The sequence below is a fragment of the Clostridium sp. CS1-1 genome (genome assembly GCF_056135525.1).
In genome coordinates, this window is sequence record NZ_CM148680.1 from 830,769 (window position 1) to 852,202 (window position 21,434).

The window sequence follows — 21,434 nt, forward strand, 5'->3', positions numbered from 1 at the left end:
AAATTATAATTAAACTGTGGTTAAATTATAACAAATAGAGAATAGAATGAGCATATTGATTAGGTGATAGATTGAAATTTTTAACACTAATAAAATAAAACTAAGAATTAGATGTGAAAGCGTAATGGATTCTACAAAAGAAAATTATGAAATCATATTTATAAATAATGATAGTATGGATAAAACAAGAGATATAGTAGAAAATATATGTGAAAACAACAATCGAAAGAATTTCTGACGAAAGTAAACAAAGTGCTAATCATATTATTGAAAGTTTTATAAATAGGGAAAAGAGTGATGGAAAACATGAGATCAGGAGCTGATTTAAGTGGATATTTTTTTCGTGGAAAACTTAAGCAATTAAGTCGTTTTTCTATAGTAGGAATACTGAATACACTTATGGATTTTGCTGTGTTTACAATATGTCAAAGTTTGTTTGGAGTAAATTATGCTATAAGCCAGATAGCAGGGTACGGCTTTGGAATTGTAAATAGTTTTATACTTAATAAGAGTTGGACCTTTAGAGGCCAGAATGTTAATAAAAAAACAGCTTATGAATTAATACAATTTATCGGAATAAATTTAATTTCGCTTTCAATTACAATAATGACTATGAGAATTTTAGTAAATAGTTTTGCGATTAATGTATATGTATCAAAAATAATTGTTACTTTGATAGCTCAAGTATCTAATTTTTTAGGATATAAGCTATGGGTATTCAATTGAAAAACTGTATAAATAATAAATTCAATATACTATAATAACTCCATTACCAAACATAGTATTGCCTACCTTGTGAAAATTTTAATTGGTATAGTTGTTAGGAGAAGAATAGTTGCGTTATAATTATTTTACTACATAAAAAAAGGCCATTCTTAAGTTATAAACTTACTTAACTTAGAGATGGTCTTTACATATTTTTATGCGCATAAATATTCCTTTAATATAAAATTGATTTTATTAATTTGTGAATCTTGCCCAGAGTAAATTCTAAATACGAGTTTTTCGTCTATGAAACTTAATAGTTTTTTATTCCTGATATTTAACAAAAATATCTTCTCAAATAGTTGATTATAGTAAGAGATACCTATATCCCCATAATTAAATGATATTGGATTATAGCGACTAGGTATAAAAATAATACGTTTGTCTGTTACGGCGAAAACACATTCAATTCTTGAGCTATATGAAGCATCTGTTAAGATATCTGTAGATGAACGAGCTATATTGTATATAATTTCTCTTCCAAGCGGTAGACGAACAATCCCTTTTACTCCGTAAATAAATAATTCATTGAAGTCTTTGTAATCGTTTAAATTAATATCTTTGGTCATAGAGGAGATCATATATATCAGCTCCCTTAAAGGATTCTATCTATATTATAATTATAGTATTTTAGGATTAACTTGTCAATAAATATTCTGAATTTTCAAAAAAATTTAAAATTATTGAAACAAGAAGAAGTTTTTCTTCAGAATATCTCAATATATGGAATTATAATCTTTAAATTAGCTTAATTTCCCCTATGATATCGTATACAAATACTTGTAGATTTAATAATCTCAATGATATTGTTATTGAAAATTAGAAAAAATTGATATATAATGAATAAAGTTAGCAAACGAACAATATGCAAGAGAATAGTTTGCGTAAGTTTTGAAATCGAATATTATCAAGGGAGGCTTAAAATGAAAAAAACTACTTTATTTTGTCTAGTTATAGCAATACTTTTAACCGGTTGTGGTTCTTCTAATGTAACTGGTCAAAAAAATAATACACAAGCGACTAAGACTGTTCAGCAAAGTAATAATAACCAGTTTATAATGGGTGGAAAGATTGCAGCTGATGTACAAGCTGATATAACTTCAAAAATATCAGGTAAGGTTTCAGAAATAAACGTTGATTTAGGTTCAAAAGTAAATCAAGGTGATGTAATTATAAAATTGGATACACAAGATTTGCAAGCACAAGTGGATCAAGCGCAGGCAGCAGTAAATACAGCAAGAGCAAATTTAGCTAATGCTCAAAATAGTGTACGTCCTGAACAGATTGCATCAGCACAAGCTACTTTAAATAGTGCAGCTCAAAATTATGAAGTGACTAAAAAGAACTATGATCGTACAAAGGCGTTAGTTGATTCAGGGGCAGCAGCACAGCAGCAGCTTGATACAGCTGGGCAACAGCTTGCAGCAGCAGAAGCACAACAAAAAAATGCACAAGAGCAGCTAAATATGCTTAATAATGGGCCTACTAAATCTAGTATAGATGTTTATCAAGCACAGGTTAACCAAGCGGAAGCAGCTTTAAAGGTTGCACAGACAGCATTAAGTAATGCTACTATTACAGCACCTATTTCAGGGGTGGTAAATGCAAAGAATATCAATGTTGGAGAATTAGCTACGCCCGGTGCAAAGCTTGTATCAGTAGTTAATGCTAGTGCGCTATATGTAAATGCTTATGCTCCTTTAGATATTGTAAATCAGCTTAAAGAGGGACAAGATGTAGCTGTTAAGGTATCAGAAATCCCAGATAAGCAGTTCGATGGCAAAATAGCGGTTATAAATTCAAATGTTAATTCACAAAGCAGAGATGTTCTAGTTAAAGTAACTATATCAGATCCAGATTCGCTATTAAAACCTGGTATGTTCACAGAAATTGGATTAAAAAAATAAAGAGGTGATTTTAAGATGAAGGACAAGCGTAAAGGTTTAATAGTTGGAATATTAATAGTAATTGTAGTAGCGTTAGGTGGAATAGGATTTTACTATTGGTACGAAAATACTTATTATGTTTCAACTGAGGATGCAAGGGTGGGTGCAGATTTAGTTAGTGTTACTCCACAAATTTCTGGAAAACTGTTAGAGCTTAATGTTGAAGAAGGGGACACTGTTACAAAAAATCAGATATTAGCACGTCAGGAAATGACTAATCTTCCTGATTCAAGTATAAATCAATCCTTAGTAAGAGCGCCTATTAGTGGTGTTGTAGTTAAAAAACAAGGTACTATAGGGGAAGTGTGGTCAGCAAGTCAAAGCATAGCTACGCTTATAGATCCTAATAAACTTTATGTAAGTGCAAACATAGAAGAAACAAAACTTGGCAAAGTAAGAGTTGGACAAACTGTTGATATCACTATAGATCAATTTGGATCACAAAAGTTTACAGGAAAAGTTAAATCAGTAGGAGAAGCAGCAAACTCCGCATTATCATTGCTTTCATCATCAACTAGTGGTACTTTCACAAAAGTAGTTCAAAGAGTGCCGATAAAAATTCAACTTGATAAGTTTAACAATAAGATACTTCCAGGAACTAATGCAATTATTAAGATTCATGTTAAGTAATGAGGTGACGTATAGTGGAAAAAAATAATAATGAGTCACTGAATCCTTGGTTAGCAATGAGCGTGGTTATAATTGGTACATTTATGTCTATATTAAGCAGCAGTATAATTAATGTTGCTCTTCCTAAAATGATGGCTGTTTTTGGAGTATCATTAGATGATGTAAAATGGGTAATGACAGCCTATACATTAGCACTTGGGGCAATTATACCTTTAACAGGATACTTACAGGAAATATTTGGTGCGAAGAAGGTATACACTGTTGCATTAGCAATGTTTACTGTTGGGTCGGCATTATGTGGATTAGCGTGGAGTAATTCGAGTATGATAGCATTTCGTGTATTTCAAGCTATCGGTGGAGGCATGATGCAGCCTGTTGGAATGGCCATAATATATTCAATATTTCCTAGGGAAAAGATAGGACTTGCTCTTGGGGTCTACGGAATAGCAGCTATGGCAGCACCTGCAATAGGACCAACTTTAGGTGGATTAATTATCGAAAAGATGGATTGGAGACTTATTTTCACTGTTAACTTTCCGATAGGGGTAGTAGGTGTAATATTAGCTATTATCTTGTTAAAAGATGAACCAAGGAAACCATTTAAATCCTTTGATATAATAGGATTTTTATCTTCTACAATAGGTATAGTTAGTGTGCTATACGTTCTTGGAAAAGGTTCCTCAATTGATTGGAGTGATGTAAAATATCCTATGCTACTGACTTTAGGATGTTTAAGCCTTGTATTGTTCGTAGTGAACGAACTTACACATCCGGATCCACTATTAGACTTAAGAGTTCTCAAATTATTTGATTTTAGTATGAGTTTGATTATAACATCTGTTTTATCCATAGGGTTAATGGGAGGATCATATGTATTACCTTTGTTTCTACAAAATGTAAGAGGATATACAGCTATGGAAACAGGACTTATTATGCTGCCTCCCGCATTGGTTATGGGTGCCTTGATGCCTGTAAGTGGAACAATTTTTGATAAAGTGGGAGCAAAGCCAATAGTTATACCTGGGCTTATTATATTAGCAATATCTTCTTTTGACCTTTCAACAGCTATAAATATGAATTCAAGTAAGGAATCAATAATGCTTATTAATTGTGTAAGATCTGTAGGACTAGGCCTTGCTATGATGCCTATTAGCACTGCAGGAATGAATGCTGTAAAAGGAGAAATGATTGCAAAAGCTTCAGCTCTTAATAATACTATAAGGCAGATAGCTAGTTCGCTTGCCATAACCATAATGACAGTAATTATACAATCAAAAACAAACTATAATTATTCAAAATTAGCAGAGCAAATAACTAGTTACAATAAAGTATCTAGTGATACCATAGGTGCTCTAACAAAATTGTACATGCATGAGGGTTTGCCGCAGGGTACTGCTAAGGGGGTAGCGTTGTCTCAATTGACTAGAATGATTCAAGGACAGGCGTCTCTGGACGCTATGGCATATGCTATCGCAGTAACTGCTGCAATAGTAGTTGTATCTATATTTTTAACTTTATTTATGAGAAGTAGTAAAAATGTTAAAAAACAAAAACCTCAAAAACAGCCTAATGAGGGAGGGTCGATAGCTCTTGAGTGATGAAGCAAGAGAAATACAGCTTGAAAAAATTTTTAATATAAACAGAAGTATTCAGAAGAATCTTAGAGGCAGATTTGAAAAATTTGCAAAACAATATGGACTTACGTCACCTCAACTTGTCGTAATATTTAAGATATACGAGACGCCGGCCATAACTCTTCATGAATTAAGTAGTCACATGAGGTTAACGAAAAGTACAGTTTCAGGTATAGTAGATCGTTTAAATAAACAAGGTATTATAGTTAGAGAAATACCTAAAGATAACCGTAGAATTGTAAGTCTATCAATTTCTGAAGAGTTTAAAAAAAATAATGATATATATAGTATGAAGAAAAAATTTATAGATGACTTAGTACGTAATTCTACAAATAATAGTTGTATAGATATAGAAAAAATTATAGATGGGTTAGAGCAATTTAATTCACTTTTAAATGACACTGATTTTTAGTTAAAAGGATAAGGTATTAAAAGGGTAGTCTCAGATAAATATTAAAAGAAGTATGTGGTTTGGAGTAAAAGAAGTATAAATCATGTACTTCTTTTTATATTATATCTCTATTACTATATTAAGATTATATGATAACTTGTGGTTGAAATTGTACATTAATATATTCTAACATATAAAACTATAATAATTAATAAAATGAAGATTTTCGACATGAAAACATATACAAATGCCTATAAATCAAGTTAAATCATATAATGTTTTTGTTGAAATTTACAAAAAATTAATATATAATGAGGAATGCTGATAAGCGAACAATATGTGTAAGAATGGTTTGTATAAGAAAGAAGCTAAATGCAAGTATAGATAACACATAGAAGTTCTTTTATCATCTGAATAATCTAGTATATTAAGAATTGAATATTATAAAGGGAGGCTTAAAATGAAAAAAACTACTTTATTTTGTCTAGTTATAGCAATACTTTTAACCGGTTGTGGTTCTTCTAATGTAACTGGTCAAAAAAATAATACACAAGCGACTAAGACTGTTCAGCAAGGTAATAATAACCAGTTTATAATGGGTGGAAAAATTGCAGCTGATGTACAAGCTGATATAACTTCAAAAATATCAGGTAAGGTTTCAGAAATAAACGTTGATTTAGGTTCAAAAGTAAATCAAGGTGATGTAATTATAAAATTGGATGCACAAGATTTGCAAGCACAAGTGGATCAAGCGCAGGCAGCAGTAAATACAGCAAGGGCAAATTTAGCTAATGCTCAAAATAGTGTGCGTCCTGAACAGATTGCATCAGCACAAGCTACTTTAAATAGTGCAGCTCAAAATTATGAAGTGACTAAAAAGAACTATGATCGTACAAAGGCGTTAGTTGATTCAGGGGCAGCAGCACAGCAACAGCTTGATACAGCTTGGCAACAGCTTGCATCAGCAGAAGCGCAACAAAAAAATGCACAAGAGCAGCTAAATATGCTTAATAATGGACCTACTAAATCTAGTATAGATGTTTATCAAGCACAGGTTAACCAAGCGGAAGCAGCTTTAAAGGTTGCACAGACAGCATTAAGTAATACTACTATTACAGCACCTATTTCAGGGGTAGTAAATGCGAAGAATATCAATGTTGGAGAACTAGCAACAACTAGTACAAAACTTGTATCAATAGTTAATGCTAGTGCACTATATGTAAATGCTTATGCACCATTAGACGTTGTAAATCAGCTTAAAGATGGGCAAGATGTAGTTATTAAAGTATCAGAAATCCCAGATAAACAATTTGACGGTAAAATAGCGGTTATAAATTCAAATGTTAATTCACAAAGCAGAGATGTTCTAGTTAAAGTAACTATATCAGATTCAGATTCGCTGTTAAAACCTGGTATGTTCACAGAAATTGGATTAAAAAAATAAAGAAGGGGGTTTTAATATGAAGGAGAAGCGTAAGGGCCTAATTATTGGAATATTAATAGCAATCGTAGTAGCGTTAGGTGGAATAGGATTTTACTATTGGTACGAGAATACCTATTATGTTTCAACTGAGGATGCAAGAGTGAGTGCAGATTTAGTTAGTGTAACGCCACAAATTTCTGGAAAACTGTTAGAGCTTAATGTTGAAGAAGGGGACACTGTTACAAAAAATCAGATATTAGCACGTCAGGAAATGACTAATCTTCCTGATTCAAGTATAAATCAATCCTTAGTAAGAGCGCCTATTAGTGGTGTTGTAGTTAAAAAACAAGGTACTATAGGGGAAGTGTGGTCAGCAAGTCAAAGCATAGCTACGCTTATAGATCCTAATAAACTTTATGTAAGTGCAAACATAGAAGAAACAAAACTTGGCAAAGTAAGAGTTGGACAAACTGCTGATATCACTATAGATCAATTTGGATCACAAAAGTTTACAGGAAAAGTTAAATCAGTAGGAGAAGCAGCAAACTCTGCTTTATCACTACTTCCATCTTCAACTAGTGGTACTTTCACAAAAGTAGTTCAAAGAGTACCAATAAAAATTCAACTTGATAAGTTTAACAATAAGATACTACCAGGAACCAATGCAGTTGTTAAGATTCATGTTAAGTAACGGGGTGATGTTATAATGGAAGAGAAGAACGACAGCTTATTGAATAGTTGGTTAGCGTTAGGTGTAGTTATAATAGGTACTTTTATGTCCATACTAGATAGTAGTATAGTTAACATTGCTCTTCCTAAAATGATGGCCGTTTTTGGTGTACCACTAGATGATGCAAAATGGATATTAACTTCTTATACATTAGCACTTGGAGCAATCATACCATTAACAGGATATTTACAGGAGGTTTTTGGACCTAAAAGGATATACGTGTTTGCCTTGGCAATGTTTACATTAGGTTCATTACTATGTGGATTTGCTTGGAGCAATACAAGTATGATAGTATTTCGTATAGTTCAGGCTATCGGTGGTGGTATGATAATGCCAGTAGGAATGTCTATAATATATCAGATGTTTCCTAGGGAAAAAATTGGGCTTGCCCTTGGTTTCTGGGGAATAGCAGCTATGGCAGCTCCTGCTACTGGACCAACATTAGGTGGATACATTATTGAAAAAATGGACTGGAGACTTATATTTACGGTCAATGTTCCTATAGGAATAATTGGTGTAATATTGGCTGGTATTTTATTAAAAGGCACAGAGAAAAAGCCATTTAAGTCCTTTGATATAATAGGATTTTTATCCTCTACAATTGGTCTAGTTAGCGTACTATACGTTCTTGGAGAGGGTTCATCAATAGATTGGGGAAAAATCCAAAACCCAATTTTAATGACACTCGGTTGTTTAAGTCTCGTACTATTCGTAGTTAATGAACTTACACATCCAGAACCCTTATTAGATCTAAGAGTTCTCAAACTCTTTGATTTTAGTATAAGTTTAGTTATAACCTCTGTTTTAACCTTAGCTTTAATGGGTGGTGCATATGTATTGCCTCTATTTTTACAAAACATGAGAGGATATACTGCTATGCAAACAGGAATTATTATGTTGCCTTCTGCACTAGTTGTTGGGGTTATGATGCCCATAAGTGGCAGTCTTTTCGATAAATTTGGAGCAAAGCCAGTCGTTATACCTGGATTGATAATATTAGCTATAAGTTCTTATGATCTTTCAACGGCTATAAATATGAATTCAAGCAAAGAGGCAATAGTACTTATTAGCTGTTTAAGATCTGTAGGACTAGGGCTTGCTATGATGCCGATTAGTACTGTGGGTATGAATGCTGTAGCAACAGAGTTGGTTGGAAAAGCTTCAGCTCTTAACAATACTATAAGGCAGATAGCTGGTTCTCTCAGTATAACTATAATGACAACGCTTATACAATCAAAAACAGACTATAATTATTCAAAACTAGCGGAGCAAATAACTAGTTATAACGCAACATCTAATGAGACTGTAGGAATATTAACAAAATCATATATGCATGCTGGTTTGCCACAAGGATCAGCCAAAGGAATGGCGGTGTCTCAATTAACTAAAATGGTTCAAGGTCAAGCAGCGGTAGATGCAATGGCATATTCTGTTGTTGTAACTGCTGCTATAGTAGTTGTAGCTATACTTTTAACTTTACTTATGCGTGGTAGTAAAAAAGTAAAAAAACAAAATACTGAAGGAGGTAAAGTCGTCCTTGAATAATGAATTAGCAGAAAGGCAAGCAGAGAAAGTACTTAATGCATTTAGAAGTATTAAGAAAAATTTTAGAAACAGATTTGAAAAAATTGCAAAACAATATGGATTTACATCGCCTCAACTTGCTGTTATATTTCAGCTATATGAAACTCCATCAATAACTCTTTATGAGTTAAGTAATCACATGATGTTAACGAAAAGTACGGTTTCAGGTATAGTGGATCGTTTAACTAAGCAAGGTGTTGTAATTAGAGAAATACCTGAAGACAACCGCAGAATCGTAAACTTGTCAATTTCTGAAGAGTTTAAAAAAAATAATGATATTGGTAGTATAAAGAAGAAATTTATGACTGACTTAATATGCAATCCTGAAAGTGGTTATAATTCTGTAGATATAGAAAAAATTATAACTGGATTAGAGCAATTAAATTCACTTTTAAGTGATAGTGATTGTAAGTAAGTTTTATACTTTAAGATTTGAGATAAATACTTCAAAATTTATAAATTGTAAAATGAAATAATTGAGCAGCCTGTGTATTATTAAATCACAGGCTATTTTTTATGTTTCTATAAAGAGGATAAATCATATAGAGCTTCTTCTTTTACTTTTTCTAAGGAATGAATTTTTAATTAAGTTATAAAACTTTAACTTAATTGACATAGAATCGTAACAATTGAAGGGTAATATATGTATGTGAGGATATATTTAACATAGGGAACATTAATGAGAAGTAATATAGATTCATGCATTAAAGTTAACGTGGTGGTGATTGAAAATGTATTGTAGAAAAATAATGAGTAAAACTGAGAATATGATAAATGCAGCAAATAAGCTAAATATGTATAGAATGCCAATAAGTCAAACTTGGATTAGATTGATTATGGATAATATTACAATTAATGATAGATCTACAATAAAGTTTTCAACTATAACTATAGGTAAATTGATAGATAGTTTTATTAAATATTTATTATCAGAGGGAAAAGAATTTGATAAAATTATACTTACTTCTATTGCTTACGAAATTGCCTACAAAGATATTTCTTATGATTACTTTATGACAGCAATGAATTATTTTGAAGAAAGCTATATTAGTGTTTTATCTAAAAAAGTTCCTAGTGGCGATTTAATTGAGTATTTATTACAGATTAACAATCTATATGGTAAATTTATTACGTATATTTCAGAAGAATATTTTAATATTAAGGATACAACAGTAATTGCACTAGTTAAACTGGCAGAACTGAGAGATGATGTAACAGGAAATCACTTAGAAAGAACAAAAGAATATGCTAGTTTATTGGCAAAAAGCTTAAATTTAGACAATGAGTATGTAAAAAAAATTGAAAGAGCAAGTCTACTCCACGATATAGGCAAAGTCGGTATAAAAGATAGTATTTTGTTAAAGCCAGGAAAACTTACAAATGATGAATTTGAAGAAATAAAACAACATACCATTATTGGTGCTAGAACGATTTACGAAATAATTAAGTCTACAAATGTCGATTATGATTATTTAAACATGGCCATAAATATAGCGTTACATCATCATGAAAAATACGATGGCTCTGGTTATCCACACGGCCTAAAAAAAGAAGGAATTCCTTTAGAGGCTAGGATATTTGCACTAGCGGATGCTTATGATGTGATAGTTTCAAGACGTCCTTATAAGGACGCTTTACCCCATCAAGAAGCCGTAGAAAAAATAGTTTTTGACTCAGGAAAACATTTTGACCCTATTATAGTTAATACTTTTTTAAAAGTTCAAGATAATTTTAATGAAATCAATATTAGTCATAAAGAATCTATTAATTGATATGGTTTAGAAATACTGATTAAATATTTGTCTTTATGGATCAAAGTATTAGAAAATGCTACCTTTACAGGACTTCTAGTAACCCCTATATATTTTTGTAGAAATATATAGGGGTTACCTTTTTGATTTCATTAATATGTCACCATTAGAGCAATAACTTTTGTTGACTTATTGTGTGAAATTTATATTTTTTATAACATAATATAAGAATGAGATTTAAGTAAGTGAGAATTTAGAAGATCAAAGCAAAAATGCATATGTTAAATATACTTATTCAGACTATTTATGCCCATAGCTAATTTGAATATTAATTTCCCTATAGTAAGTATAAATAATATTGTAACTAATTTGTAACAAAAATATATTATAATAAGATTAACAATAGTTTTTTAGGAGGTATACTATGAATAACAAAAATATATTAGTAGTTGATGACGAACCATTGATAAGAAAACTTGTAACAGACTTTCTAAAAAAATCAGGATATACTACAATTGAGGCTGAGGATGGTCGAAAGGCGTTAGAGTTATTTTCTGAAGAAGATATAGATTTAATAATTCTTGATGTTATGCTTCCTGAATATGACGGTTGGACTGTGTGTAGAGAAATAAGAAAGAAGTCAAAGGTTCCTATAATAATGCTCACTGCAAGAGGAGAGGAATTTGATGAACTCTTTGGATTTGATATTGGAGCGGATGAGTATATTGCCAAACCTTTTAGTCCTAATATATTAATAGCAAGAGTAAATGCTGTACTTAGAAGGGCAGTCACAGTAGCAGACACTAATCTTAAAGAGTTCAATGGACTAACAATAGACCAGAGTGCACGTCAGGTTGTTATTGAAGGAACTACGGTTGAATTAAGTCCAAAGGAATATGAATTATTAAATTACCTTGTTGAGAATTATGGAAAAGCATTAAGCAGGGAGCAAATATTGGATAAGGTTTGGGGATATGATTACTATGGAGATCTAAGAACAGTAGACACTCATATAAATAGATTAAGAATAAAATTGAATTCAAAAAGTAATTATGTGCAAACTGTACGTGGTTATGGTTATAGATTTGAGGTTGAGAAATGATTAAATCAATAAGATCAAAGCTTTTTATTTCAATAACCTTTTTGCTTATATTCTTTATTTCTGTTTTGTGTATACTAAATAATTTATATCTTGAGCAGTATTATATAAATAAGAAGAAAAATACTCTTACAGAAAATGCAAAGAAGCTTGCGAGTATATATAGTGGAAATGCAAGAGATATACAGGATGAACTAGACAGAACTGCAAATATAACTGGTAGTAACATTGATATACGTGATAATGATGGAAAATTAGTTTATAGCTCTTCGCGTAGAGAACCAGATGAAAGAAATATGGTAGGTAGGATAGGTATAATAGGAATAGGTCGCATGGAGAAGTCGGAATTAAAATCTAAAATGGTGCCGCCACCAGATCTTCAACCAGATAACGGGGAAGTTAACAAATATGCTAAAGGTAAATATATCTTTGAAAACAGAAGAGATATGAAGATGAATATAGATTTTCTTACTCTTGTAACAAAATTAAACAATGGAGATATACTTTCAATAAGAGTTCCTTTAGTTTCAATAAAAGAAAGTGTAGATATTGCAAATAGATTCATAATCATTACAGGGATTATAATCATAATTTTAGGAAGTATTTGGGCATATATTTTTTCAAGAAGATTTACAAAGCCAATATTAGAGTTAAATAAAATTGCTAGGAATATGGCTAAATTTGAATTTGGTGAAAAATGTAAAATAGATAATAATGATGAAATTGGACAACTTGGTCAAAGCGTTAACTATTTATCTGATGAGCTAGATATGGCAATTACAGAATTGAATATAAAGAATAAAAAGCTTGAAGAAGATATTGAGAAAGAAAGAAAAATAGACGAGATGAGGAAAGAATTTGTTTCTAGTGTATCTCACGAGTTAAGAACTCCATTAGCTGTAATACAGGGGTATGCTGAGGGACTTATTAGTAATGTTGCTGAAAGTGAAGAAGATAGAAGGTTTTACTGCGATGTTATTATGAAAGAAACAGATAAAATGAATAAGTTAGTTAGAGATTTGCTCAATCTTTCTCAAATTGAATCAGGATATTTTCAAATTGAAAAGACTGAATTTAATTTAACATCCTTAATGGAATATGTACTTAATAAATATAAATCTACTTTTGAGGAAAAGAACATTGAAATACAGTTTGAACCTGGTGAAAGTGTTGCTGCTTATGGAGATATGGTGAGGATTGAGCAGGTACTTACAAATTACATTAATAATGCTATTAATCATATAAGTGGTGATAGAATTATTAAAATAGGAAAGACAATAAGTGGTAATAAAATAAGAGTAAGTGTATTTAATACTGGAAACCATATACCACAGGAGTTCCTCAATAAGATATGGAAGAGTTTTTATAAAGTTGATAAGGCCAGAACAAGAGCTTATGGTGGATATGGTCTGGGGCTTTCTATTGTAAAGGCCATTCAAGATTTACATCATAATTCTTATGGAGTAGAGAATATGGAGGATGGTGTGAGTTTTTGGTTTGAAGCTGATAGGGCTGAAGCAGAAATATCCTGAATCTAGTTTTATATAAAAAATATAACCTTAAACCATAATAATCTAAAGTAAGCACTATAGATGTCATTGAATTTTAATAACATCTATAGTGCTTACTTTAGATTATTGATTGAATTATGAATGCCAAAATATTATAAGAATTTTAGTTACTTCTTAGAACTTGATAGTCTATCCATCTCATCCGAGATATAAATAAGTTTTTGTAAGCTATCTTTAATACCTTCAATCGATGACTTTTGTTGCTCAGTAGCTTGCAAAGTAGAACTTGATGAATCAATAGTTTTGTCAAGGGAATGGTGTATCTTGTGTGTTAATTCTGTTACTTCTAAAGCTGTTTCTTTTGAATTTTGAGATAATTTTCGTATTTCCGTGGCAACCACACCAAAACCTCTTCCTGCATTTCCAGCTCTTGCAGCTTCTATTGCAGCGTTTAGACCAAGCATTTTAGTTTGATCAGCTATAGTTTTTATTGAATCTAATATTGTGTTTATCTGCAAAGATATATCCTTAACAACATTTATCTCTTTACCTAACATATATTGATTATTTGTAACATTCGATGAAGATGACGATAACTCTTCCATTGCCGATGATATTTGTGAAAAGTTTTCAGATAGAGTACGTGACATCGATTTGAGCATTAATTGCTCATAACCTATCTTTGAAAGTGAATTTGATACAATAAATAATACTTCTGCAGCAGCCTTCACATTTTTTTCGGTAGTTAACTTAACCTTATTTACTGCATCAACGTAGCTATCCGAGTTGATCCCTATTTCTTTTGCAGTTTTAATATAGTCTGCCTCCACAGGTGGTGAGGTTAATATCTGTCCACCTAAAATAGTGCCTATTTGCTTACCATCAATGAGAATTGGTGCTGCAAAATCAATTAATCCTGCATGGCACTTATATACGTAGGGCTTTCCGGTTCTTGCAGCTTCTTCTCCACCTTTTCTATGAGATTCAGAACATCTAGTAACGCCTACAGCAGTAGACTGTGTAAGATCCATACAAAAATTTGTGTAGGAGCTTGGCTTGGTTACGGGATTACCGTTAATATCCACAGTTACACTAGCAATATCCATGCTCTCAGCAAAGTTGTCCTGGAATTTTTGAAGCAAGTCGATATCTATTACGTCCTTTATTTGTAGTGAGCCTATATCAAAGTATTTCGTTACCGTTTTCATATTCATAATAAAATCCCCCATTATATTAATTTTGTATTATTACATATGTTTGAAGATTAGTTACAGCGATTATTGTTAACTGGACAAATTATTTTTAGTACGTAAATCTTATATGATATTTAATATAGGATTTAAATGCATGTTTTTAACATATAAGTTCAGTAAAACATACGTGTTAGAAGACTCTAAGAATATAGATATTTCGAATTAGGCCTTAATATAAAATTCTAAGTTCTAATTATAACAGAGTAGCTATTAAATATGTAAATTTCAATGTTTAAGAGCAACTAGTTCCCAATTCTTAAAGTAGAACTCTATATATTATATCAAGTTTAACTGTTATAATAAAGTATGAAAAGCTTGACATAGATTCACAATATGATTTCAATCAAGAGAAAGTATTTTGACTCTAGATTGTTTAGGAGTACATAAAATTAGAGGGAACTTTAATTTATAAATAATTATATATCTAAGATGAAAAATAGAATAGGAGTTGAATAGTATGATTAATTTTGGAATTATAGGTACCAACAAGATAACAGATCAATTTATAAAAGGTGCAAGTTTACTGAAAGATTTTAAACTAAATGCTGTTTATTCTAGAACAGAGGAAAGGGCAAAAAGCTTTGCAGAAAAATATGGTGTGAAAAATATATTTACTAATTTAGAAGAAATGTTAAAAAGTAATTGTATTGATGCAGTTTACATAGCAAGCCCTAATTCAATTCATGCGGAGCAAGCTATTATATGTTTAAAAAGTAAAAAGCATGTTCTTTGTGAAAAACCAATAGCATCTAATAAAGCTGAATTAAATTATATGATAGAGGCCGCCAGAAGTAATAATGTGTTACTCATGGAGGCTATGAAATCTACATTTTTACCAAACTTTAAGGCCGTAGAAGATAATCTTCATAAGCTAGGTAAAATAAGAAGATATTTCGCTAGTTACTGTCAATACTCTTCTAGATATGATCCATATAAGGAAGGAAAAACAGTAAACACCTTTGATCCTAAGTTTTCAAATGGTTCAATTATGGATATTGGAACTTATTGTATATATCCAGCAGTAAAGCTATTTGGTATGCCGCAGGACATAAAAGCATCAGCGCTAAAGTTGCCTTCTGGAGTGGATGGTGAAGGAAGTCTCATTCTTTCTTACGAGGATATGGATGCTGTTATAATGCATTCGAAGATAGCAGACTCACATATTCCTTGCGAAATTCAAGGTGAAGAGGGTAGTATGATAATTGATAAAATCAGCAACACAGAAACAGTAAAGATTGTATATAAAAATGGTGAGTGTGAGGAATTATCTGTACCACAATTAAAAGAAACAATGTATTATGAGGTAAAAGAATTTATAGAATTAATAAAAAACAATGAGAAAGAGTCTAAGGTAAATTCATATAGCCAATCATTAAGAGTTATTGAGATAATAGAAGAGGCTAGAAGACAGACTAGTGTAGTGTTCCCTGCAGATAATAAATCTATATAAACATATACAATTATTAATAAGCTGAAAATATTTTCAATTAGATTATATAATTTGAGTGATCCTAATGGATATAAGTATAATTTATCGAATTCAAATTAAAGAAAATCTTTAAAACAAATAAAAACATCTTCTGTAAAAAGGAGATGTTTTTATTTACTTGGGATAATTTTAACAAAAGTACTTGAAAAATGGTCTAAATGTATTATAATAGAAATATCGAATGAAATTGAGAATCATTTTCAATAATTAAATAAGTTTATAATTAATATATGTTTTTTAAATTAGTCCATATAGAGTCTTATGGATATTATGTTTAAGGAGTGAGAGTTATGTCAAAGTTAATAGGATTACATGAAGTGGAACTTAAAGCGAAGGTTAGAGTGGTACAGATAAACCCTGAAAGCAAAATGAGAAGAAGAATAATGGATATGGGGATAGTTAAAGGTACTGAGATTGTATTAGAGGGAAAAGCGCCTATGGGAGACCCTATAGAAATTAGAGTAAGGGGATATAATTTGAGTCTTAGAAAAAGTGAAGCTAAGGACGTTATTGTAGAAGTGATATAGGATTTTATAGACGAATTATAATTTCTCTGGTTACACAATTTGATGAAATAGGCTTAGACAACAATAATCTATATCAGAGAGGAGGGCTTTAGTATGAGCAGCGTGTGTATTCCTTTAAACTCCATCGGAATTGGTAGGTATGCGGAAGTAAACAACGTAGAGGGTGGAGAGCTTATGGGAAAAAAGCTCATGGAAATGGGAGTTAATAAAGGAGCAGTAATTGAAGTTGTTAGAAATGACGCAGGACCTTTAATTATAAAAGTCGGAGAAAGCCGTTTGGTATTAGGAAGAGGAATGGCACAAAAGGTTATGGTTAGGGAGGTTTAAAATTATTATTTTAAATATAGGAATATAGGGAGGACAAAATGAGTAAAGAATTAGTAATTGCTTTAGCTGGTAATCCTAATTGTGGTAAAACCAGTTTATTTAATGAGTTAACAGGTTCAAAACAGCATGTAGGTAACTGGTCTGGAGTTACAGTTGAAAAGAAGGAAGGAAAACTTAAATTTGGAGACAGAAATATAACAGTAGTAGATTTACCAGGAACTTATAGTCTTGGAGCTTATTCAGAAGATGAGGTAGTAGCGCGTAACTTTATACTGAAGGATAAACCTGATGTAGTGGTTAACGTAATTGATGCTAGTAATATCGAAAGAAACTTATACTTAACAATGCAGCTTTTAGAAACAGGAACTAAGGTGATTTTAGCACTTAATATGATGGATGAAGCTAAAAATAAGAAGATAGAGATAAATATAAATAAGTTGTCAAAGGAATTTAATGTACCTGTTGTTGCTACAGTAGCCACTAAAGGTGAAGGAATAAAAGAACTTATAAATGAGGCAGTAAAATTAGGTGATACAAAAGGAAATAATGTATATAAAATTGATTATGGTAAAGATGTACAAAAGGAAATTGAAATTTTAGAAGATGCAATTTCCGAGTGTGCAGCAACTTTAGAGTATCCAGCCGGATGGACAGCGATAAAGCTTTTAGAGAATGATGAGTATATAAAAAAATACATACAGGAAAAAGAGAATCTTAAAAACATAAGTAATAAAGCACAAAAAAGTGAAGAGAATTTAATAACAATAATAGGATATGAACCAGATACCTTCATAATAGATAAGAGATATGAAATAATAAGTGAAATAATACAAAAGACAGTTAAGAAAGAAGTAGTTAGAGTAGAAAGTGCATCTGATAAAATTGACAAGTGGGTTACACATAAGTGGTTTGGAATACCTATATTCGGAATAATAATGTTTACTATGTATCAAATAAGCATGACTTTCGGTAATGGATTCCTAGGTGGAAAAGTAGATGATGCTTTTAGTGCACTTGGCGAGTGGGCTGGAACAACTTTGACTAACATGGGTACACCGGAGTTACTGAAATCCTTTATAACAGATGGTATTATAGGTGGCCTTGGATCAGTACTAGTATTTATACCTATGATTTTTACTATGTATTTTGTTATAGCTATACTTGAAGATAGTGGTTACATGGCTAGAGCTGCCTATGTAATGGATAGATTTATGAGCTCTATTGGTCTTCATGGAAAAACAGCTATCTCTCTAATAATATCTGGTGGCTGTAATGTTGCGGGAATAATGTCTACGAGAACATTGGATAGTAGGAAAGATAGAATGGTGGCAATCCTTATAAATCCGTTTGTATCTTGCTCAGCTAGATTACCAGTTTATGCATTATTTGCGGGTGCTTTTTTCTCAGGTAAAAAACTAGGGATCTTTGATCAAGGTGGAATTGTAATATTCTCTCTATATGCCCTAGGAATTATAGTTGCAATATTAGTAGGTAAATTTTTCAGCGCGAAAGTATTTAAAGGAGAAGAATCTTATTTCATAATGGAATTACCTCCTTATCGTATACCAACAGCTAAAGGTATATTTATTCATATGTGGGAAAAATCACAACACTTTATAAAAAAGATGAGTACAATTATATTAGGATTAGTTATAATTGTTTGGGCACTTTCAAACTTACCAGCTGGAGTGGAGCCTGCAAGTAAAGATAGTTTAATTGGTATAGTAGGATCAGTTATTGCGCCAATATTTAAGCCAGCAGGTTTCGGAACATGGCAGGCAGCAGTATCACTTATAACTGGTATTGGTGCAAAAGAAGCAGTGGTAAGTACTTTAGGAACAGTATATGGAGTAGGCGATGGAGATCTTACATCAGTTATTCAACAGGCATTTACACCACTTACAGCGTTAGCTTTCATGGTAATGTCCCTTTTATATTGTCCTTGTGCAGCTACTATAGGAGCAATAAAAAGAGAAACAAACTCAAGCAAATGGGCGGTGGCGGCAACAGTATATACCTGTGTAATCGGTTGGATAGCAGGAGTTCTAGTATATCAAATAGGAAAACTCTTAGGATTTAGTTAATAAGGAATATTAGAAGGGAAAAGTCTACCTTTACACTGATAATGATTATCAATTTCAAGAAGTAGACTTTTTATAAAAGGGGGGCAAGGTTTTATGAGTATTTTACTTGTGGGAGGAGACAGGCTTGGTGGTATAACAGAAAAGTTAACTAAAAGTGGGTTTGAAAATATAGAACATATAAGCGGTAGAAAAAATAGTGATAAAAGAATAAAAATACCGCAAAAGACAGATCTAATATTAGTTTTAGTAGATTATGTAGGTCATAGTTTAACAGAATTTATTAAAAAAGAATCAAAACGAAATGGTATAAAAATTGCATTTTCTAAGCGTTCATGGGTATACATGGAGAAAGCTATACAGGAATGTGCTAAGTGGAATTAAAGAACTTAGAGGTTATAGAAAATATAAAATTTTCAATAAACATAACTATAAAAGGGTGTTGATAGAAATGATTAACGAATTCAATGATATCAATTATATTGGGGATAAATTAAGAGATGGAGGATACAAACTTACTAAGCAAAGGCTTTACATAATAAAGGTAATTTATAAAAATAACATGCATATGAATGCGGATGAAATATACAGCAAAGTAAAAGGAAATAATATAGGTCTCAGCACCGTATATAGAAATCTTATAATTTTGGAAAAAGTTGGTATTTTAAAAAAGATAAATATAACGAACACCAGTTACTATGAGTTAGATTTAACAGATAAGTATAAGTTTAATATTCATGCTAAATGTGTTAAATGCAATAAGATAGTAGACATAGAGGAAACGGAGATATCAGAAGAATACGGAAATCTTTTAAAAAGTCTAAAAATAAAGCATGAAATTTTTATTAAAAACACTAGTATTGTTATGTCTGGAGTATGTAAAGAATGTGAAACGAAACTTAAAATAAGTTAATAGGTTTTGGTCAGAGGTGAATTTATTGAGTTTATTAAACAAATTAATAGAGAAGATAATGTGCAGATTTAATGAAAAAAAAATACACAATGATTCTGCTGAAGATAAAAGTGAAGTTAATAATAGCAAAGCAATAGAAATTGCGGAGGGAGTTAAAATAGTTTCAAATAAAATTACAGATAATACTTCCTTTATAAAAGGTTTAATTAATGAGATAGAAGGTTCAGCAAATAATAATTTAAATATATCTGAAAGGTTAACAGAAGAAATGTCTACTGTATCAGCAAAGGGGGAAGAGATGTATTTTTCAATAAAAGAAATTGAGAAATCAACATCATTGATAGCTGAAAAAGTTCTAGAGACTTCTCAAAATACTGAAGTTGTTAGTAAAAAATCAAGTGAATTAAAGAATGAAGTTTTAAATTCTATTCAAAAGTCTAAATTTATGTTAGATAAGGTGAAATTAGAATTAAATGAAGCAATTGAAGGATCAAAAGAGGTAGAAAAAATATATGAGTTTTCAGAAGATATAATAAAAATAACAAAACAAACAAATCTTTTAGCATTAAATGCATCTATAGAAGCAGCCAGGGCAGGAGAAGCAGGAAAGGGCTTTACGGTAGTTGCAGGAGAGGTTAGAAAGTTAGCAGAAGAATCTGAGAAAATTGTAAAAAATATAAATGGAATAATAAACAATGTTAGCCTTTCAGTTAAAAGGCTAAATGAGTCCTCTTATGAAGTACTCAACTATTTAGCTGAAACCGTAAACAAAGATTATGATAAGATTATCAAAGTGTGTGAAGAGTACGCTAAAGATGCTGTGAATTTTAATGATGTAATGAATAATGTAAGCAATTCAACAGGAGAGATAAGTGTGTCTGTAGAAGAGTTGACTAACGTAATAAATGAGGTTTCCGGTACCATAAAGAAATCTTCAGATAACGTTACAGAAATGTCTTTTGATATTTTATCAACGGTGGACAAGGTATATGAAGTTAAAGAAAATATCGAGAAAAATACAAATGACGTTGAAAAATTACATTCTTTAATTAGAGAGTTTTAATAAAGAAAGGGTGTTTGGAAATGTTAATGAAAATATTAAGAAGATTAGCCCAAGGTGGAGCCTATTCAAATAAATCTGTAGCGAAAGAATTAGGAATAGATGAAAGTTTAGTGGAGCAAATGATACTACAGCTTGAGAAGCTAAAATACATAGAGAAGGATAGTATGAATAACTCTTCAGCAAGTTGTGAAAGTGGATGCGGAAGTTGTTCGTCAAAGAGCAGCTGTTGTAGTAGCAATAATATTGATATGAATATATGGAAGATTACCGAGAAAGGTAAAAAGGCTATAATAGGATAGTATTAGCAATATTATGCT

At 31.3% G+C, this 21,434-nt stretch carries 23 protein-coding genes; 21 read left to right on the forward strand and 2 right to left on the reverse strand.

What is annotated here, in order from left to right:
• Positions 1 to 106: 106 nt before the first annotated feature.
• Together AC0N0V_RS03720 and AC0N0V_RS03725 are read left to right on the forward strand one after the other, a co-directional pair.
• Entirely contained in the window at positions 107 to 238 is a 132-nt protein-coding gene (locus tag AC0N0V_RS03720; protein ID WP_474464431.1) for a glycosyltransferase, read from the forward strand.
• A 68-nt stretch (positions 239 to 306) separates the two neighbouring features.
• Positions 307 to 726: a GtrA family protein gene (locus AC0N0V_RS03725; protein WP_474464434.1), complete on the forward strand. Its 420-nt coding sequence runs from the start codon at positions 307 to 309 to the stop codon at positions 724 to 726.
• A gap of 194 nt (positions 727 to 920) precedes the next feature.
• On the opposite strand, the gene AC0N0V_RS03730 is transcribed toward AC0N0V_RS03725, so the two are convergent.
• On the reverse strand, positions 921 to 1,334 hold the full coding sequence (locus tag AC0N0V_RS03730) for a hypothetical protein (RefSeq protein WP_474462178.1): 414 nt from the start codon (positions 1,332 to 1,334) through the stop codon (positions 921 to 923).
• 354 nt (positions 1,335 to 1,688) lie between these two features.
• Between AC0N0V_RS03730 and AC0N0V_RS03735 the strand changes: the two genes are divergently transcribed.
• The 11 genes from AC0N0V_RS03735 (at position 1,689) to AC0N0V_RS03785 (ending at position 13,485) form a co-directional block, all read left to right on the forward strand.
• Positions 1,689 to 2,672 (forward strand): efflux RND transporter periplasmic adaptor subunit, encoded by a 984-nt coding sequence (locus AC0N0V_RS03735; protein WP_474462179.1) that lies wholly within the window; start codon positions 1,689 to 1,691, stop codon positions 2,670 to 2,672.
• A 15-nt stretch (positions 2,673 to 2,687) separates the two neighbouring features.
• Entirely contained in the window at positions 2,688 to 3,341 is a 654-nt protein-coding gene (locus tag AC0N0V_RS03740; RefSeq protein ID WP_474462180.1) for an HlyD family secretion protein, read from the forward strand.
• A 14-nt stretch (positions 3,342 to 3,355) separates the two neighbouring features.
• Positions 3,356 to 4,939 carry a DHA2 family efflux MFS transporter permease subunit gene (locus tag AC0N0V_RS03745; RefSeq protein ID WP_474462182.1) on the forward strand — a complete coding sequence of 528 codons (1,584 nt, stop codon included), beginning with the start codon at positions 3,356 to 3,358 and terminating at the stop codon, positions 4,937 to 4,939.
• The gene (locus tag AC0N0V_RS03750; RefSeq protein WP_474462183.1) at positions 4,932 to 5,387 is read left to right on the forward strand and encodes a MarR family winged helix-turn-helix transcriptional regulator; all 456 of its coding nucleotides are present in this window, start codon (positions 4,932 to 4,934) and stop codon (positions 5,385 to 5,387) included. The genes AC0N0V_RS03745 and AC0N0V_RS03750 overlap by 8 nt, the downstream gene beginning before the upstream one ends.
• A 439-nt stretch (positions 5,388 to 5,826) precedes the next feature.
• Complete coding sequence (locus AC0N0V_RS03755) at positions 5,827 to 6,810, forward strand: HlyD family secretion protein (RefSeq protein ID WP_474462185.1); 984 nt, start codon at positions 5,827 to 5,829, stop codon at positions 6,808 to 6,810.
• A gap of 16 nt (positions 6,811 to 6,826) precedes the next feature.
• Positions 6,827 to 7,480, forward strand: a complete 654-nt coding sequence (locus AC0N0V_RS03760) for an HlyD family secretion protein (protein ID WP_474462187.1) — start codon at positions 6,827 to 6,829, stop codon at positions 7,478 to 7,480.
• Positions 7,481 to 7,495: 15 nt separating this feature from the next.
• Entirely contained in the window at positions 7,496 to 9,064 is a 1,569-nt protein-coding gene (locus AC0N0V_RS03765; protein WP_474462189.1) for a DHA2 family efflux MFS transporter permease subunit, read from the forward strand.
• Complete coding sequence (locus AC0N0V_RS03770) at positions 9,057 to 9,518, forward strand: MarR family winged helix-turn-helix transcriptional regulator (RefSeq protein ID WP_474462190.1); 462 nt, start codon at positions 9,057 to 9,059, stop codon at positions 9,516 to 9,518. Before AC0N0V_RS03765 ends, AC0N0V_RS03770 begins: the two co-directional genes overlap by 8 nt.
• Positions 9,519 to 9,834: 316 nt before the next feature.
• Complete coding sequence (locus AC0N0V_RS03775; protein WP_474462192.1) at positions 9,835 to 10,875, forward strand: HD-GYP domain-containing protein; 1,041 nt, start codon at positions 9,835 to 9,837, stop codon at positions 10,873 to 10,875.
• A 403-nt stretch (positions 10,876 to 11,278) separates the two neighbouring features.
• Positions 11,279 to 11,956, forward strand: a complete 678-nt coding sequence (locus AC0N0V_RS03780; protein ID WP_474462194.1) for a response regulator transcription factor — start codon at positions 11,279 to 11,281, stop codon at positions 11,954 to 11,956.
• The gene (locus tag AC0N0V_RS03785) at positions 11,953 to 13,485 is read left to right on the forward strand and encodes a HAMP domain-containing sensor histidine kinase (protein WP_474462195.1); all 1,533 of its coding nucleotides are present in this window, start codon (positions 11,953 to 11,955) and stop codon (positions 13,483 to 13,485) included. The genes AC0N0V_RS03780 and AC0N0V_RS03785 overlap by 4 nt, the downstream gene beginning before the upstream one ends.
• Positions 13,486 to 13,631: 146 nt before the next feature.
• Here AC0N0V_RS03785 and AC0N0V_RS03790 read toward each other — a convergent pair whose 3' ends face one another.
• A complete protein-coding gene (locus AC0N0V_RS03790) occupies positions 13,632 to 14,678 on the reverse strand; it encodes a PocR ligand-binding domain-containing protein (protein ID WP_474462197.1) in 1,047 nt (348 codons plus the stop codon).
• 496 nt (positions 14,679 to 15,174) lie between these two features.
• Between AC0N0V_RS03790 and AC0N0V_RS03795 the strand changes: the two genes are divergently transcribed.
• The 8 genes from AC0N0V_RS03795 (at position 15,175) to AC0N0V_RS03830 (ending at position 21,416) form a co-directional block, all read left to right on the forward strand.
• Complete coding sequence (locus AC0N0V_RS03795) at positions 15,175 to 16,167, forward strand: Gfo/Idh/MocA family protein (RefSeq protein ID WP_474462198.1); 993 nt, start codon at positions 15,175 to 15,177, stop codon at positions 16,165 to 16,167.
• Positions 16,168 to 16,496: 329 nt separating this feature from the next.
• A complete protein-coding gene (locus AC0N0V_RS03800) occupies positions 16,497 to 16,733 on the forward strand; it encodes a FeoA family protein (RefSeq protein ID WP_474462200.1) in 237 nt (78 codons plus the stop codon).
• Between the two features lie 93 nt (positions 16,734 to 16,826).
• Positions 16,827 to 17,060: a FeoA family protein gene (locus AC0N0V_RS03805; protein ID WP_474462201.1), complete on the forward strand. Its 234-nt coding sequence runs from the start codon at positions 16,827 to 16,829 to the stop codon at positions 17,058 to 17,060.
• Between the two features lie 38 nt (positions 17,061 to 17,098).
• Entirely contained in the window at positions 17,099 to 19,144 is a 2,046-nt protein-coding gene (feoB, locus tag AC0N0V_RS03810) for a ferrous iron transport protein B (RefSeq protein WP_474462203.1), read from the forward strand.
• A 93-nt stretch (positions 19,145 to 19,237) separates the two neighbouring features.
• Positions 19,238 to 19,525 carry a DUF2325 domain-containing protein gene (locus tag AC0N0V_RS03815; RefSeq protein ID WP_474462205.1) on the forward strand — a complete coding sequence of 96 codons (288 nt, stop codon included), beginning with the start codon at positions 19,238 to 19,240 and terminating at the stop codon, positions 19,523 to 19,525.
• 67 nt (positions 19,526 to 19,592) lie between these two features.
• A complete protein-coding gene (locus tag AC0N0V_RS03820) occupies positions 19,593 to 20,054 on the forward strand; it encodes a Fur family transcriptional regulator (RefSeq protein ID WP_474462207.1) in 462 nt (153 codons plus the stop codon).
• Positions 20,055 to 20,079: 25 nt separating this feature from the next.
• Positions 20,080 to 21,117: a methyl-accepting chemotaxis protein gene (locus AC0N0V_RS03825; RefSeq protein ID WP_474462209.1), complete on the forward strand. Its 1,038-nt coding sequence runs from the start codon at positions 20,080 to 20,082 to the stop codon at positions 21,115 to 21,117.
• 20 nt (positions 21,118 to 21,137) lie between these two features.
• Entirely contained in the window at positions 21,138 to 21,416 is a 279-nt protein-coding gene (locus AC0N0V_RS03830) for a transcriptional regulator (protein ID WP_474462211.1), read from the forward strand.
• Positions 21,417 to 21,434 lie beyond the last annotated feature (18 nt).